Source organism: Microcoleus sp. B4-C1 (assembly GCF_036705285.1).
Lineage (GTDB): Bacteria > Cyanobacteriota > Cyanobacteriia > Cyanobacteriales > Microcoleaceae > Microcoleus.
This window is the reverse complement of sequence record NZ_JAUBUC010000010.1, coordinates 1-15,250: the sequence shown is the minus strand read 5'-3', so window position 1 is coordinate 15,250 and position 15,250 is coordinate 1. Positions and strand designations below refer to the sequence as shown.

General features: G+C 46.2%; 18 protein-coding genes. 6 read left to right on the top strand and 12 right to left on the bottom strand.

The window, feature by feature from the left end:
- Nucleotides 1-318: 318 nt before the first annotated feature.
- From QUB26_RS06000 to QUB26_RS05975, 6 genes are all read right to left on the bottom strand, one after another.
- Nucleotides 319-468, bottom strand: a complete 150-nt coding sequence (locus QUB26_RS06000) for a pentapeptide repeat-containing protein (protein ID WP_333246422.1) — start codon at nt 466-468, stop codon at nt 319-321.
- A 270-nt stretch (nt 469-738) separates the two neighbouring features.
- Nucleotides 739-1,632 carry a hypothetical protein gene (locus QUB26_RS05995; protein ID WP_333317107.1) on the bottom strand — a complete coding sequence of 298 codons (894 nt, stop codon included), beginning with the start codon at nt 1,630-1,632 and terminating at the stop codon, nt 739-741.
- An 85-nt stretch (nt 1,633-1,717) separates the two neighbouring features.
- Complete coding sequence (locus tag QUB26_RS05990) at nt 1,718-2,092, bottom strand: DUF433 domain-containing protein (protein ID WP_333246418.1); 375 nt, start codon at nt 2,090-2,092, stop codon at nt 1,718-1,720.
- 164 nt (nt 2,093-2,256) lie between these two features.
- Nucleotides 2,257-2,898 (bottom strand): Uma2 family endonuclease, encoded by a 642-nt coding sequence (locus QUB26_RS05985; protein WP_333246416.1) that lies wholly within the window; start codon nt 2,896-2,898, stop codon nt 2,257-2,259.
- 560 nt (nt 2,899-3,458) lie between these two features.
- Nucleotides 3,459-3,905: a ShlB/FhaC/HecB family hemolysin secretion/activation protein gene (locus QUB26_RS05980; protein WP_333246414.1), complete on the bottom strand. Its 447-nt coding sequence runs from the start codon at nt 3,903-3,905 to the stop codon at nt 3,459-3,461.
- Nucleotides 3,865-4,110 (bottom strand): hypothetical protein, encoded by a 246-nt coding sequence (locus QUB26_RS05975; RefSeq protein ID WP_333251279.1) that lies wholly within the window; start codon nt 4,108-4,110, stop codon nt 3,865-3,867. The genes QUB26_RS05980 and QUB26_RS05975 overlap by 41 nt, the downstream gene beginning before the upstream one ends.
- On the opposite strand from QUB26_RS05975, the gene QUB26_RS05970 reads away from it, so the two are divergent.
- Nucleotides 4,105-4,491 (top strand): hypothetical protein, encoded by a 387-nt coding sequence (locus QUB26_RS05970; protein WP_333246410.1) that lies wholly within the window; start codon nt 4,105-4,107, stop codon nt 4,489-4,491. The two genes, QUB26_RS05975 and QUB26_RS05970, sit on opposite strands and share 6 nt — an antisense overlap.
- A 736-nt stretch (nt 4,492-5,227) precedes the next feature.
- Here the strand turns inward: QUB26_RS05970 and QUB26_RS05965 are convergent.
- Nucleotides 5,228-6,013: a PspA/IM30 family protein gene (locus QUB26_RS05965; protein ID WP_333057772.1), complete on the bottom strand. Its 786-nt coding sequence runs from the start codon at nt 6,011-6,013 to the stop codon at nt 5,228-5,230.
- A 70-nt stretch (nt 6,014-6,083) separates the two neighbouring features.
- Between QUB26_RS05965 and QUB26_RS05960 the strand changes: the two genes are divergently transcribed.
- A complete protein-coding gene (locus QUB26_RS05960; RefSeq protein WP_333057771.1) occupies nt 6,084-6,260 on the top strand; it encodes a hypothetical protein in 177 nt (58 codons plus the stop codon).
- A 53-nt stretch (nt 6,261-6,313) separates the two neighbouring features.
- Here the strand turns inward: QUB26_RS05960 and QUB26_RS05955 are convergent, their stop codons facing one another.
- Both QUB26_RS05955 and QUB26_RS05950 read right to left on the bottom strand, forming a co-directional pair.
- Entirely contained in the window at nt 6,314-7,018 is a 705-nt protein-coding gene (locus tag QUB26_RS05955) for a PspA/IM30 family protein (RefSeq protein WP_333317105.1), read from the bottom strand.
- A gap of 144 nt (nt 7,019-7,162) precedes the next feature.
- A complete protein-coding gene (locus QUB26_RS05950) occupies nt 7,163-8,404 on the bottom strand; it encodes a hypothetical protein (protein ID WP_333317103.1) in 1,242 nt (413 codons plus the stop codon).
- 471 nt (nt 8,405-8,875) lie between these two features.
- Here QUB26_RS05950 and QUB26_RS05945 point away from each other — a divergent pair, with 471 nt between their 5' ends.
- Complete coding sequence (locus QUB26_RS05945) at nt 8,876-9,205, top strand: hypothetical protein (protein WP_333317101.1); 330 nt, start codon at nt 8,876-8,878, stop codon at nt 9,203-9,205.
- Nucleotides 9,206-9,886: 681 nt separating this feature from the next.
- Here QUB26_RS05945 and menB read toward each other — a convergent pair.
- Both menB and QUB26_RS05935 read right to left on the bottom strand, forming a co-directional pair.
- Nucleotides 9,887-10,720: a 1,4-dihydroxy-2-naphthoyl-CoA synthase gene (gene menB / locus QUB26_RS05940; RefSeq protein ID WP_015176244.1), complete on the bottom strand. Its 834-nt coding sequence runs from the start codon at nt 10,718-10,720 to the stop codon at nt 9,887-9,889.
- A gap of 306 nt (nt 10,721-11,026) precedes the next feature.
- Complete coding sequence (locus QUB26_RS05935) at nt 11,027-11,623, bottom strand: TerB family tellurite resistance protein (RefSeq protein WP_333233117.1); 597 nt, start codon at nt 11,621-11,623, stop codon at nt 11,027-11,029.
- A gap of 75 nt (nt 11,624-11,698) precedes the next feature.
- Here QUB26_RS05935 and tadA point away from each other — a divergent pair, with 75 nt between their 5' ends.
- The 3 genes from tadA (at nt 11,699) to QUB26_RS05920 (ending at nt 13,724) form a co-directional block, all read left to right on the top strand.
- The gene (gene tadA / locus QUB26_RS05930) at nt 11,699-12,199 is read left to right on the top strand and encodes a tRNA adenosine(34) deaminase TadA (protein WP_333247373.1); all 501 of its coding nucleotides are present in this window, start codon (nt 11,699-11,701) and stop codon (nt 12,197-12,199) included.
- Nucleotides 12,200-12,482: 283 nt separating this feature from the next.
- A complete protein-coding gene (locus QUB26_RS05925) occupies nt 12,483-13,211 on the top strand; it encodes a lysophospholipid acyltransferase family protein (RefSeq protein WP_333317099.1) in 729 nt (242 codons plus the stop codon).
- A gap of 156 nt (nt 13,212-13,367) precedes the next feature.
- The gene (locus tag QUB26_RS05920) at nt 13,368-13,724 is read left to right on the top strand and encodes a hypothetical protein (protein WP_333157116.1); all 357 of its coding nucleotides are present in this window, start codon (nt 13,368-13,370) and stop codon (nt 13,722-13,724) included.
- Between the two features lie 181 nt (nt 13,725-13,905).
- On the opposite strand, the gene QUB26_RS05915 is transcribed toward QUB26_RS05920, so the two are convergent.
- Nucleotides 13,906-14,670, bottom strand: a complete 765-nt coding sequence (locus QUB26_RS05915) for an ABC transporter ATP-binding protein (RefSeq protein WP_333317096.1) — start codon at nt 14,668-14,670, stop codon at nt 13,906-13,908.
- Between the last annotated feature and the right edge of the window lie 580 nt (nt 14,671-15,250).

Below are 15,250 nucleotides of genomic sequence, written 5' to 3'. Positions count from 1 at the left end.
AAGACTTATTAGATAAGTGAAGTACCCAAAATATGTGTTTATTCAAAGAACATAACTGGATACTGCCCTTCAACTCAAACCGTATAATAAGCACCACAACCATTCTAAAAAAAACCTTTTGTCCCGCCAGCTAATTGAATACTTTTAAATTCCCCCTTAAATCCTTTAGGCGGTGGTTGCACTGTTTCTCCACCTCTTTCTCCTGAAATAGTGAAGAGTAAGGAATAACCAGTATTAGTACGATGCGTCACCTTTAGATTAATTTTCGATAAAACAAACAGAGCGATTATAGCAGGTGACGCGCTCTACTAGGTAAAACTAACGTCGATAGAGAGTTCCATCAGGCATTTTTGCACCGTTAAGATTTGCTTGCCTCAAGTCTGCACCACTCAGGTTAGCTTGCTGTAGGTTGCTACCAGTAAAGTTTGCTTTTTGTAAGTCAACCCCACTTAAGTCTACTGCACTCAACTTGTTTGCTAGTAAATTTAGTAAGTCTTGACTATTTAGGGTGGAACTTCGCCATAAAGCGCTGTTATTTAGATGTAGCTGAATTAACCCTAGTAATTGGTCCTTACTAAGATTTACCTGATTAGGAGCGCTTTTGATTAAGTTAATTAAATCATGCTGATTTAGCTTAGAATTGACTAGCTTCTGTACGTCTTGCTGGCTGAAGTCAACTTTATTCCAGTCTAACCCGCTGAAATCCAAGTTACTAGGGTCAGCTTTGATAAAATTGCCCTACCTCCTCACTGGCTGAAATCCCTGCACAAAACTCACCCAGCGTGGTACTTTATCACCTGTAATATCTAGGATGGGAATGTTGAAACTTCTGACAGCGGGGCGACCGACTTCACCACCCGAAAAACTCACATTCGTAGGTTCCGATTTACCTAAACCATAGGCACTAACTATTTGATTAGCAAGTCGGCAGGTTATTTCAAAACTTCCCATATTAATCGTGCCACCTCCAGCCTCGTAATTCCATGTAATACCGGGTGTTAAAGTCCCCTCCTGACACATAAAGTGAGTGACTTCAAACATTTTAGCAATGTGAACATCATATCGCCTTAAGCGTCCTCCATAGGCCGATGCTGTGGTATCATTTTCTGGTACTACAATCGATCCAAATCCTTCGTCAAAACCAAGCTTCATCGGTAGTGCCGTGGAACTTGTGAGCGGTTGACTCGCTTGAGGTTGTACGCGAGTCGGTGACATCTGTATTGGTTTGACAAATTGACTATTAGCGCGAATAAAACAACCTTGCGCCCCACCAGCAGTGTAGTTTTTTCCTACAAAAAGCCACGGTAAACCCCTGGTATCAAGGAAAGTAACACCAGCATTACCAGGAAAGCTTTCAAAACGCTGTCCCTGTTTTAAAACAACAACTACAGACCAATTAAAAACATCAAAGGGAGTGCGGTTGTCAACACGCATAAATTCTTCAAAAGAAGAGTTCATACGACAATTTAACCCCTTTGGGTCTGGGTCTACTACTTCCCAATAAGTATGATAATATCTTCCCGTATAATCCCCTTGATTATTAGGAATTGGTAGAGGTGCAGTAGAACCCAGTTTAGCTGTTCCTAATACCAGACAAGTTGCCAGAGTAATGGTTTTTAATTCTTTTAACATGGATATCACTTTTAAAACACTATATTGAGCATAGTATTTAAGGATTTTATGATACATTAACTCTATCATACTTTAGTATTAAAAACTATAGCTCCGACTTAAACTTGGCCTTAGCCGCTCGCAGTTTTTCCCAAGCAGCTTCCGTTCCGGGTCTTGGTGGCTGGGCGGCAATTCGAGCAATGAGATCGCGATTTTTTTCTTCGTAGTACAGCCGCAGTTCTTCAGCTTCCTTAAGAACCATTTGATACTCAGCTTCAACATCAGCGCGATTTGCCTCAATATAAGCTAAAGCTGCGTTAATTTGTTCCTCTGTAAGATCGAACAATCCTCTGATAAACTTAGGCGAATATTGAGCCGTCACATAGTCCATGATGTCGTAGATAGTGATGCGCGTACCTGCGATCGCTAGTCCTCTTTCTGTACGGATGATAGCTGTTTGTTCGTTAGGTATGCTTGTCATCTTTATAGCCTCCTAGAAGTTATCTCTATATTACTAGCTGATTAATTGCCAGCCCTAGATGTGCTATCGCTAGAGTGGTATTCGCCAATAGCCGATCAATATGATGCGGTGAATTCTTTTATGCAATTGATGTAGAAATTGAGAAGAGTGCAGCACAAGCATTGTTAACTTTCATTAGAAGTGTCACCCGATCGCCCTTGAAAACTAATGCGGCGGTAGACTTCAGACATCGGAAGTTCTATATTTAAACTGTGCAGGACGATCGCCCGATCGAGCCGATCGCAAACTTGCCATTGCCAACGATCGCTACTTGGGCGATCGCCATTATAATATTGTTCAATGTAGGGTTCAGCTTGACTAACCAGCAAATATTCACAAAAACTAGCAAGAGAGCGATATTTTCGGAACTTTTCACCTCGATCGTAGCCTTCAGTAGAGGGCGAAAGAACCTCAACAATCAATAAAGGATTGAGAATTTCATCCGTGCGATCGCCCTTGAATTCCGGTTCACCATTAATGACCATCAAATCAGCATAGGTTCCGCACCGATGTTCTGGAATCCAAACCCGCAAATCGCTGTTATACAAGCGAAAATCGGTGTCTCTCAACAAAAAACCCAAGTAAATTAACAAGTTACAGGCGATCGCGCTGTGGACTTCTGAACCTCCTGGCCTAGCGATAATCTCTCCGTTACAGTATTCGTGACGTTCTTCGGCTGTTTCCTCGATCGCCCGGTATTCATCTGGAGTCAAGCGAGTCTTTGTCCCATCTGGAAGATTTGGCGGGTTGGTTTGAGTTATAACCACGATCGCACCTCCTAAATAATTAGACTTTAAATAATTATGGCTGACAGCTAGATAATTGTCTCAACCCAGAGGCGTTTTCTGGATTACCTTCAAATTCCATAAAAAACTCTCCATCCCTTTTTCTGCTTCTGCTTCACAACCGCTAAATTCTCGCTTTCCTTTTATTTTTAACACTCAATTGCTTAGTAAGCGATGTATAATAATGCAAAGCAAAAAGCAGATTAATTCCAAAAAACACCAAAGTTAAAACAAATGTAAAAAACGACATAAACGACAGCCGGGAAGTCATCGTAAACATCGCCAAAATGATTGAGCAAAGCCCAAAACCGGAAGCAAAAGAACTTAAAAGTAGCAACCGCACCTTAGACATAGTTTAATTTAAAGATTATCAGTAAAATACACTCTTGGCATCTACAGAGGAGTGCCAAATGATACTTATTACTATATAGCGGAATTGCTCAGTTCCGCCAAGGGCAAAACGACTGCTTTCCTAAAAAGGTTTGAATTATAGAGCAAAATACAGCCCGCGCTCTTGTAAACTCCTGTTACTCGACTTAATATCAATCAAAGGAATTCCCCAGCCTCTGCGAGCATTCCACCTTTCGCCGTACAGTCACCGCAGCCGCAATCCCGCTGACAGCAAAGTATTCGCTTCCAAAACCGCGCTTTCCCTGGGATTCCAAACATTGCCCAAATCCACAAACGCCGTCACCTGCAAAACTCCTTGGTTGTCGCGGGTGCGCTTGCATCGGATACCGCAACTCGGCTGAATCACAAATCCCGCTATCGGCCAGCAAAGCCTCCTGACGGTAGCCCCGCAATGTGTCTGAGTCCCCTATACCGAATGGTTCGATCGACAAAAGCTCTGCCCCAGCCAATTTCACATCCGATCGCACCACCAGCAGCCTCTCAGGAACCAACAACCGCACGTACTGCAATTGACCCCGCCAAATCAAAAATCGACTGTCAGGGCTGCTGCTGCTCACCGTAGCGCCAAATGCTGCCACTCCCTGACAGAACTGCGATCGCGCCGCCAAGACATCTCTCTCCCCTTTGAGTAAAATCCTGAAACAGCCTCAGCACCGCAACCCGATTTCTGCCCCGATTATCTGCTTCCGGCGACAGCGGAAAATCCTTTCCCAGCAAAGATGTATCGCTTTCTCGGCTGCGGGTACCAATACCGATCGCGATTTCTCTTCTCGGATTTTGCACGATCGGCTCGCGGTAAGTCAACTGCCAACTACTTCAAATCGATCGACTTTTATCGTACCCGGAATCTTAGCAATTCTGGAGGCTGTGTCGGCGCGGGAACAGCAGGCGGCAAAAGCTGTTCGGTTGAAAGCAAGAGCGCTGGTGGCGCGGGTTACGGGAGACGAGGCGGATTTGGCAGCCGCGGGTTGGGAATCGGCAATTCGTGTCTGTTTTCTCCTCGGTTCGGCAATTGAGGGAGAGTTTCTGGGGCCTCACTTTGGGTCAATTGATCGAACTCCGGGATGCTATTTTCTTGCTCTTTACTGTCTCTATTTAATTCTGAACCTGAGTATAAATCACGAAGCCGATCGCGATCGTCTGCTGTTTCTTGATCTAGTTTGAATTGAGACGGTAAATTCTCCTGCACAATTGGCGCTTGCACCCCTGAGTCGGTAGCAACCATCGACGCGCCAAGACTTAGAGCTGATAGCAGTGCGGGGCAAATAGCTGCAATTGAAAAACCAAGTGCTAATGCCTTGAAAAACTTGATTTTACAAAAGCCTCTAGAAAATTGCACGGGCATGACAGATTAGCCATATTTGATAGTTATTTACACTTACGATCGGGCGCAGCCGACGCAATTGCAAGGAATAAAATTACTCTATCACTTTTTAAACAATTAATTCCTTAACTCAATATAAAGATAGTTGACAGCAACTCTAGTTTGTGTACTTCACAATTACTGAAAAAACTCTAACCGAAAGCATCCAGGATACCCGCCACGTGATTCATCCGTCCAGAAATAAAAAACCTGTATCCGATGAAACTTGCCCCCGGAATTTATCCGTGGGGCCAATTCTAAAATCTAAAATCTAAAATCTAAAATCTAAAATCTAAAATCTAAAATCTAAAATCGATTGACCTCCCAAGCTAGCCCTCTTGCAAGGAATAAAATTACTCTATCACTTTTTAAACACTTAATTCCTTAAATCAATATAAATATAGTTGACATAATTCATAATCTGTGCATAGGAGAATTTGTCAAAAAAACTCCGACCTCCCAAGCTAGTCCTGTAGGTCGGCGGAGCATTCTATCAAACCTGCGATCTGAGAAATAAGTAAATTTTGATAGAGATTACTACATTTTATTGAGCTGCGATCGCAATTCTTCCAACTCAGCATCAATCACCGGGCTCGACTCCGAGCTACTAGCTGCTGCCGTTTTACCCGCTGCAGGCAATTGACCTTGAGACACAGAACCCCCGGTAAGTTGAGCTTTCATCTGAGCCAACTCGTCGTCAACATCGCCGCCGCTTTCGAGCAAGCGGAACTGTTCCTCTAAATTGCTGCCGCCGGCCGCCAGTTCTGCCGAAGCCCCCGCGCGAGCTTCAATCTGCAAAACTTTTTCTTCCATGCGATCGAAAGCCGCCATTGAACTGCCAGTATTCAGGGAGCCAATGGAATTGTTGAGCTGTTCCTGAGCTTTAGCAGCGGATATCCTCGCTTTGAGCATATCCTTCTTAGTCTTAGCTTCGGAAATTTTGCTCTCCAAACCGATCAAGTTGCGCTTGAGACTTTCCACCTGAGCCGATTGCTGATCCAGACTGGCTTTCAGCGTAGCCGCCGTTTCAGCGTGAGACTTTTTGCGAACTAGCGCTTCCCTGGCCAAAGTCTCGTCTCCTTTTTGCAGGGCTAGCTGAGCGCGCTGCTGCCACTGGTTAGACTGAGATTCAGCTTGATTGTACTGAGTCTGGGTACGCTTTTGAGTGGCGATCGCGCTGGCAACGGCCTGACGCAACTGCACCAAGTCTTCCTGCATATCCGTGACAGACTGTTCTAAAATCTTTTCCGGGTCTTCAGCTTTGTTTACCAGATCGTTAAGATTGGCTTTGACGACTCGGCTAATGCGGTCAAATAATCCCATAATGCTATTTTTCCTGGGTGAGGTGTACGAAGTAGGCGGCAAGAAGGCTTGATAGCCCTAGCCCGCAGTTGTGAAATTCACTCTGGTCAGATTTTTAGTGCGATTTAGTTTTTGGCAATTTTTGCAGACAGATAAATCCAGTTTAAAGCGATCGAGTAATGTGATGCAGGCAAGCTTATTCATGCACCTACCTCTTGAGTTTAACTTCGATCCGGGAATTCCCCAACAGGCTTCGAGCCATCTCTAGCTAGGCTGTTGAGAAGTTTTTGCTCGTCCCGACTCTTGTTCTGTTGCCGGGGTTCAGGATGCGGGCGGCTCCCTCGACGGCAATTTGGGTGTATTCTTGCCCGGAAGCAGTTGTGCTTTCATCGCGGCCAACTCGGTATCCACATCGTCGGCGCCTTCGAGAGAGAGAAACTTCTTTTCTAAATCATTAGTTCCGAGTTCTGCGATTGCTTCGGAGCGAGCTTCTAGCTGCATGACTTTCTCTTCCATCCGTTCAAACGCGCTCAAAGCGCTGCCGGTACTGAGATTGCCCATCATTTCTTGAAGCCTTTCCGACGATGCAGCCGATCGAGCTCTGGCAATGTACATATCTTTTTTAGATTTTGCCTCGGAAATTTTACTTTCGAGCGTCCGCATATTTTCTTTAAGTTTAGTCACAACAGCGTTCTGTTGTCCGAGACTGGCTTTCATCGCCGTTGCCGTTTCTTGATAAGATTTCTTGCGCGTCAGAGCTTCCCGCGCCAAATTTTCCTCGCCTTTTTGCAAAGCTAGCTGCGCCCGCTGATGCCATTCTGCTGCTGTAGACTCAGCTTGGGAGCACTGGCGTTCAGTGCGTTTTTGAGCTGCAATCGCTCCTGCCACAGCTTGTCTAAGCTGCACTAAATCTTCCTGCATATCCATTACAGCCTGTTCCAGAATTTTTTCTGGGTCTTCGGCAGCCCCGACCAAACTGTTAATATTGGCTCGAATCACTCGCCATAGGCGATCGAATAATCCCATTTTGCCCGTCTCCCGATTTTATTAAATTTTAGATTTAGGACAGGGAATTGACAATTACAAAACCAATTTTGTGTTAGACAAAACATTCATCATTGTCTAGCTTTGTCTAACAATTTAGTTAAAGTTTTTCACCCTTTACCTAATTTATGGTTGATAGTATTGTGGCTTCACCCCTTTTTCTTGGAGTTCTTTCACCAAACGTTCTGCTGAGGCAGCATCGTTCAAAGCCCCCATTTGGATCTTGACACCCTTTGAGAAGTTTCGCACGTAGGCATCGGGAACAGCGGTTCTGGCTTGCAGCAGCGATTTTTCGTCGGTGTAATCGGTGACAACGTAATAGAAACCGTCGGCGGCCCGTGCAGGTCTTCCCAGCGGGGGTGTGGCGGCTGGGGATGCGGCGGCTGGGGATGCGGCGGCTGGGGATGCGGCGGCTGGGGATGCGGCGGCTGGCTGGGCTGGGGAGGGTGTTGGAGGCAGTGTCGGCAGTGTCGGCACTGGCTGGGCGGCGCTGGGGCTGGGAGTGGGAAGCAAAGCCGTACTCAGATTGTTGAGTCCTTGTTCCCTACCTCTGGCGGGGTTGCCGTCTTCTGTAGGAATCGGCACAGCCGCGCCAGGGCCCGGAGGCGCTGGCGGAGTTGGCGGGATTGATGCTTTTGGTGACGGGGAAGGAATCGGGCTGACTGTCGGCTGGACATTGCTGAGAGTGCTCAAATCTAGCTCGACAAATTCTTTGGATACCAGATTTGGAGCTTTCGGCAGTTCCTTGGTGCTGGTATCAGAGATGGCAGTAGAGGCGCGACTGTTGCTGGGAGAGGGTGAGGTGCGATCGAGCAAACGGTTCAGGCCGGCAATCTTAACTAGATTTGACGGGTACATGACTGCGTAGCCCAAAGCTGTGCATGACAGCAAAAACAGCAGCATCGAACTCAGTCCCAAGGGAGTTAACAAACTGGCGGCTAAACTGCGTTCTACCGTAGGCTCAGCTTTTGACTCGTCCAAACTTTCGATCAGTTTTTCGCTTGATTCGAGATACTTGTTGGGTGCGAAGGCACTGCTAGATAATTTTGTGCCACCCCTGGTAGTTGCTAGCGGGGCATCGCCCTGAGTGCCGGCAAGGGATAGGGGCAGCGATAGCGGCTGCTGGGTTTCTTCCGCAGTCTCCGGCGCCAAATTTTGGGCTAGCTGTTGCTCGGTTGTGGCTGTTTGCTTGCCGGTACGAACTGAGGGCGACACCCACTGTTCGGCGCGCCTCCTGTGCCTTCTGTATGTTGTCAGTTCTGCTTCTAGGTTTACATCTAGACTCCCCAGGACTGCTTGCAAAGCAGGGTTGATTGGGGTTGAAGAGGATTGATGATTTGGGGATTCAACCGAAGAACGCTTACTCATTAGCAAAACTCCTACCGCCTCTGAATTAATTTTAATATGTTGATTGTAGAGATAAACATGAAGGTTGAAAACTTGCCTATTTTATGATTAGCTACTTTTGGCGTCAATGCAACAGGGGCCCGATCGCCGGCAGCTATTTTTCATTTTCATTGGAAAACTTAATTCTTGCTCTTTCCCGGAGGGTGCTTACCGACACTCTCAGCCAATTTTTGTATCCTGAGCTACCGCTTGTTTGTAACCTCTCATACTCGTTGGGCATTTGTACTTTTTCTTGATCCCTAACGGCTTTATAAACTTTTAACCTATGTTTTTACCTATACAATGAGCAACGACCGAGCTAATTGTTTCTATATATAACGAGATTATAAATAAATTATAAAATTTAATTCTGGTTCGGGGATCGCTAAAACCCAGACAGCATAAAGGTTGGGATGCTCTAAAACCTGCTAGCTCTACAAAGGAGAATTAGAGATGAAAATGATTTCCCTAAGAACTTTTATGCAAACCTCCTTAACTTCACCTTTAACTTCAGCTTGTGGTCACTGCCGTCACTATACCCCTGAAGGCAGACGCGGGGGTGTTTGCGCTTTACTAGGCGGCCCGGTTCAAAGTCAGTGGAAAGCTTGTGCTTTAGCGGTTTCGCCTTTTAGGTCATCTTGGGAAAACATAGAAGAAATTGGACTGTGGCAAGAATCGACTCTGACGCTGCAGGATGCCACCGTCACTCTTTCCGCTCGCCATGCCGGCCAGCTTACAGGCACAACCTTAACTGAAAAATCCGCTGCAGCAGTCTCAGTTTAGTTCGTCGGCTGCCCTGCTGCTCATACCATTTTCGATTTTCGATTTTCGATTGGGGAATCACTGATGACTATCATGGTTTGGATCTGGCAAAGCAGTTTCATTCTTTTTGGGAACTGGTATCCATACTGACACTTTTGGACGATCGCGTGCATTTGGCTTTACTAACTCATAAAAATCAGCAGCATCTACTTTAATATGAGCGCTTGACACTCCCTGACCTAAAGGACAGGGATTCTTAATTCAGCGACTGACCTTAAAATGTTGCGTCCTTTCGGCAATACTCAAACTTTTTAACCGTAGAAAGCCTACCAATTAACGAGCCCGATTCGCAGTCACCCCAGAGGGTCTATCTCCAAAAGCGTACTAGGATATTCACCTAGAGTTCGGGTATGCCCTACCCTACTTAACAAGACTAAATAGTTTGTTTCTCTGGTTAAAGGAACTGTGTTAAGCCCCTAGCTGTTTATAGAGTTTTCGCCGCTCTTTGTCCCCCGGTTTACGCGCCAAAGTGTGTCGTTAACTGTTTTTATACACGATGGCGAAGGAGTTTAACCTTGACTACTCTAGTATACTAGAAATTGCCTCACTTTTAGGAAGGGATTTAAGAAATTAAAGCCGTCCTAGAAGGACAGGGTTTTAGACCCCATTTCGTTGATAAAAAAAACTGATTTCTCCATCCAGCTATGGCAGCCAAGGATATTGACTAAAATCAGGTTGCCGTTTTTCTAAAAAGGCTTGTTTGCCTTCTGCGCCTTCCTGCGTCATATAGTACAGCAAAGTGGCATTTCCCGCCAGTTCTTGCAAACCGGCTTGACCGTCGCAGTCGGCATTAAAAGCGGATTTCAAGCAGCGAATCGCGATCGGACTTTTTTCGAGAATTTCCGCAGCCCACTGAATCCCTTCTATTTCTAGTTGTTCGACGGGCACGACGCAGTTGACTAAACCCATTTCTAGGGCTTGCTGCGCGCTGTACTGGCGACACAAAAACCAAATTTCTCTGGCTTTTTTCTGACCGACAACTCTGGCGAGATAGCTAGCTCCGAAACCACCGTCGAAACTGCCGACTTTGGGGCCGGTCTGTCCGAAAATAGCATTGTCAGCAGCGATCGTCAAGTCGCAAATTAAGTGCAGAACGTGACCCCCTCCAATTGCGTAGCCTGCAACTAAAGCAATTACAACTTTGGGCATCGATCGAATTAACTTCTGCAAGTCGAGCACGTTCAACCGGGGTATGCCACCTTCGTCTACATATCCCGCCGAACCCCGCACGCTTTGGTCGCCGCCGGCGCAAAAGGCGTATTTGCCGTCTGTATGAGGTCCCGCACCGGTGAACAGGACAACGCCGATTTTTGTGTCTTCGCGGGCATCAGTAAAGGCATCGCACAGTTCCAGAACTGTTTTGGGACGGAAAGCGTTCCGTTTGTGAGGTCGATTGATGGTAATTTTGGCGGTGCCACCACTTTTGTGATAGAGAATGTCTTCGTAGGTTTTGGCGGTTTGCCATTCAATTTGCATAATCAATCAATTTTAGATTTGACACCAAGCTGGGTCTATCAAGGCAGCGACAAGTCGCTTTTAGATTTTAGATTGATTCGGTTCAATGGGATACAAGGGTCGATCGACTCTTGCCAAAAAAATAAAGCGCGACTTAGGCAGAAACCTGGTTTTTCACCAACATACTCGGTGCAGCGCTCTTGCTAGGGGTAAAACAACTCGGTTTTTGAGGGTAAGAGCGCCCACTTCCCATCTCAAATGGACACAGAGTCAAATCCTCGAACTCTTCTCAGGACTTTTACTGCTCCAAAATTTATATGTGGTGGATTATTTGCGGAGTAAAATACTCAGCAAGTGCTTTGCTGCTTTGCCAAATACGGGATCGCGGGACTCGAATTCGCTGGGATCGAGTAAAGCTTGAACTTCGGCAAAAGCTTGTGAGTCGAGGGTTCCTTCTTTCGTAAATAAAGTGTCTATGACTGCAATGTGTCTGGAGTCGAGGCCGAGCCGATTGGCGATCGACTGTAGGTACATTTGCTCCCGCAGGTCGATGTGTCCGTCGGCCGCTGACATTTCGTAGCCGGAACCGATGAGCAACAGTTTTTCTGATTCTGAGAACAAAGCTGTCAGGGTTAGCAATTCCGTGGGGTTGAAGTAAACCTGCTGTTTCGATACTCCTTTGACAAGGCGCTGAATTAGTTCTACCCGATCGCGGTCGCCGCTGGCAAAGGCTTTGAGAGTCTTTTGCAGGCGTTCTTCTTCTTCAACTGCGATCGTCCTGTCAATAATCATCACTCCGCGCAGGATGGAAATTAGAGCCGTCAGAAACACTACCAAAGGAGTGATATCTTGTTCGCGCAGCTTTTGCCGACTAATGCGGCACAACAGCTCAACAATTTCAGTGGTAATCGTAGTGGTGTCCATAATTAAAGACTCTCGATTAAGCTGTAATGTAACTTTCTATATCGATCTTAAGTTTTTCTGTTACTTAGGTATGACGTGAATTATAAAGCTGAGCCGTTGGCTATTAGTGAGACTACTTATTTTATTCACAAACGCTGGATGACTAGGGCTGTGGAACTGGCGCAAGCAGCGGGTGATGCTGGTGAAGTACCTGTGGGTGCTGCCATTGTTGACGGTACTGGCAAATTGATTGCCGAAGCGCAAAATCGGCGAGAGCGAGATTGCGATCCGACTGCTCACGCTGAAATCTTGGCTTTGCGGGCGGCCGGCAAAGTTTTGCAAGACTGGCATCTCAACCAATGCACGCTCTACGTAACGCTGGAGCCTTGCCCGATGTGCGCGGGTGCGATCGTCCAAGCTCGGATTGGTTTGCTGGTATACGGAGCAGATGACCCGAAAACAGGCACGATTCGGACTGCGGCTAATATTCCCGATAGCGCGCATTCGTGTCACCGCTTAGAGGTGCTCGGCGGTATTATGGAGTCTGTTTGCCGCGATCAGTTGCTTTCTTGGTTTGAAGCGCGCCGGAAAAATTAACAGGTAAAATTTTTTACTTTCTTGGGGGCGATGTTTAATCGAAATTGATCCTTTAACTGAAATAATAGATCCGTAATGGCCCGCTCAAGCTTTCGAGGTGGCAGACTGCTCTGCATTATTGCTGTCCGGTTGGTTGAGGTTTTACCTGTTAGAGATTATCTCTTGCGGGCGCGATCGCTCGATCGGCACAAGGCCAATAGCAAAAGTGTCCCGATCCAAAAACTAAAGATTTGGCCAACACCTTACTTTAGACTTTAGATCTCGATCAAGCAGCTTAATTGCTATGCCCCACACCGCCACGATCGCCGTTGAGTCCAGTAAATCATCTCTAGTGAAGCCAATGCCTGCCAAGGTAGCATCTAATACCTCTCGCGTTTCTCCTTGGTTAACCTCCTTGCTCTATCCGCTAGGTCACTATGTTGTCCTACCGTTTCATTTTGGCAAGATTGAGATAACCGGACAGGAGCACTTGCCGAAAGACGGGCCTGTCATCTTAGCCCCTACGCACCGCTCCCGGTGGGATGCCCTGATGATGCCCTATTCAACTGGACAGAAGGTGACTGGACGCGATTTGCGGTTTATGGTAACTGCTGATGAGGTCAAAGGACTGCAAGGTTGGTTCATCAGACATTTGGGGGGGTTTGCTGTGGATCTCAAGCATCCGGCAATTGGCAGTCTCCGTTATGGGGTGGAACTACTCCTCGACAAGGAAATGTTGGTGATTTTTCCCGAAGGCGGCATTTTTCAGGATGGCGAAGTTCATCCGATTAAGCCGGGATTGGCGCGTTTGGCAATGCAAGCAGAGTTGAGCAAACCGGGTTTGGGCGTGAAAATTGTACCGATGAGTATCCGCTATCGCCCGCGGATTCCTCAATGGGGTGCTCAGGTAAAAATTGCGATCGGTTCTCCGATTTCCGTGGCGGATTATGCCAATGGTGGCGGTGGTAAAAAAGAAGCACGATTGTTGAGTGCCCAGCTCGAAATGGATCTTAAAAAGCTTGATGAAAGTTGAGAAGAAGGAAGAAGGAAGAAGGAAGAAGGAAGAAGGAAGAAGGAAGAAAGAAAAAGAAATTATGATATAATGTTTTCGGGTGCTGTAGAGAGATACAGCACTTATTTCGCTGCTTTGTCTTGTCTGTATTAAGTGTGAGCATTAATGGATTGTGCTTTGAACTTTAAGCCGGGTCAAATTGTCAGTTTAGAATGTGGAGATGCGTGCCTGCATTCAGAGGTGATCCAAGTGGTTGAGGCACGTCAAATTTGTTGGGTGCGCCCTTTGATGTTAGTTGTATCGGCGTCGGGGAAGGATTTATCGGCAGAATACACTTTATCCGATTTGCGAGATGGTGCTGATTTGCTTTGGCCGCTGAGCTTGTTTCGGGCGGCTTTAGATACTGAGGTAATTTCGCTTTTGACTGAGTTGCACTCTCTGGATGCTGAGAAAAAGGATGGTGCGATCGCATCTCGGCAACTTAGAGATTTTGTTGATCGAGTTTGGGAAGCTTTTCCGAGTGCTTTTCATTAATCACATATCAGGCGTTTTGTCTATTAGTCCGCCAGGGGTTGAAAACCCCTGTCTAATAGCTAAAGTCCTCTTGCATAAGACTCATACCCTCTTGATTCTTCAGTCCGCGTAGGCGGACTTCGTTTGTCTAGAAGCGATTTCAATCGCCTAATTTTCTTTTCACTTTTCGCGGACTATTATACTAAAATACAGCGTGTGAAAGCTCTGCGGGATTAAGATTATTGTGAATAACTTTACCGTCGCGGAACCAGACAACGCGACGAGTTTGGCGGGCCACTTCCGGTTCGTGCGTTACCATAACAACAGTCATGCCGTTTTCGTTGAATTCGGTAAAAATATCCATTACTTCTTGAGTAGTTTTTGTATCCAATGCACCAGTCGGTTCGTCAGCCAGCAACAACACGGGACGGTTGACAATAGCCCTAGCAATGGCAACCCGCTGCTGCTGTCCTCCTGATAGTTGATTCGGTCTGTTTTGCAGCCGACTTTCCAGGCCTACTTTGGTTAAAGCATCTACTCCGCGTTCGCGTCTTTCTGCTGCGGGAATGCCGGCATAAACCATCGGTAACATGACATTTTCTAATGCTGTCAATTGAGGCAACAGGTGAAATTGTTGGAAGACAAAACCTAATTTTAGATTGCGAATTCCGGCTAATTCTGATTCGGGCATTTGGGCGACATCTACGCCGTCTAAGTAGTAACTGCCGCTCGTAGGTCGATCGAGACAGCCGATAATATTCATAGCTGTAGATTTGCCGGAACCCGACGCGCCCATAATCGAGCAATATTCTCCTTGTCTTACCGTCAAGCTGACGCCGTTTAAAGCGCGAACTTCCAGGTCGCCAATCCCGTAAACCTTTGTTACCTCTTCCAGACCGACAACAACGGGCTTTGAGAGGACTTGCGGGTCGAGGTCTTGGTATGTATCGGTTTGTAGTTCAGGCATTTTTTTTCTGTGCGATCGACACAACTAACTACTAACTTAACACTTCTTATCGGTTTTGGCGGTTGGAAGGGCGATCGTTTGGAGGCTAATTTCAGTATCAGGCGTCAATCGATTTTAGATTTTAGATTTTAGATTTTAGAATTGAAGCATTGACAAGGCCCAAAAACGGATACAAGCTCCCGACTTAAGTCGTGGAAAGATAAAAATTTTAGACCCTAGTTCAAGCTCCCAGATTTATCTGTGGGGTAAATCTAAAATCTAAAATCTAAAATCTAAAATCTAAAATCTAAAATCGACTGACTTGCGCGAGATAAATTAGGGGGGAAAGTTTCATCGGATACAGGTTTTTTATCTCTGGGTTCTGAGTCTCCGAAGGAATGAATCTAGGGGCTTGTATTCTGGATGCTTTCGGTCATTGCAAATGCACCGGAGTAGAGTGAACCAATCCCGAAGAATGGAGATTGCTTCGCGACTTTAAACAAGTGGGACAAATTGTAATTATGCATTGGTGACAAGTTAAGACTGTAAGTCTTTTGTCAAGAGGCTTTTAGAGAATTGTTGAAAAAAAACTGGTCAGACC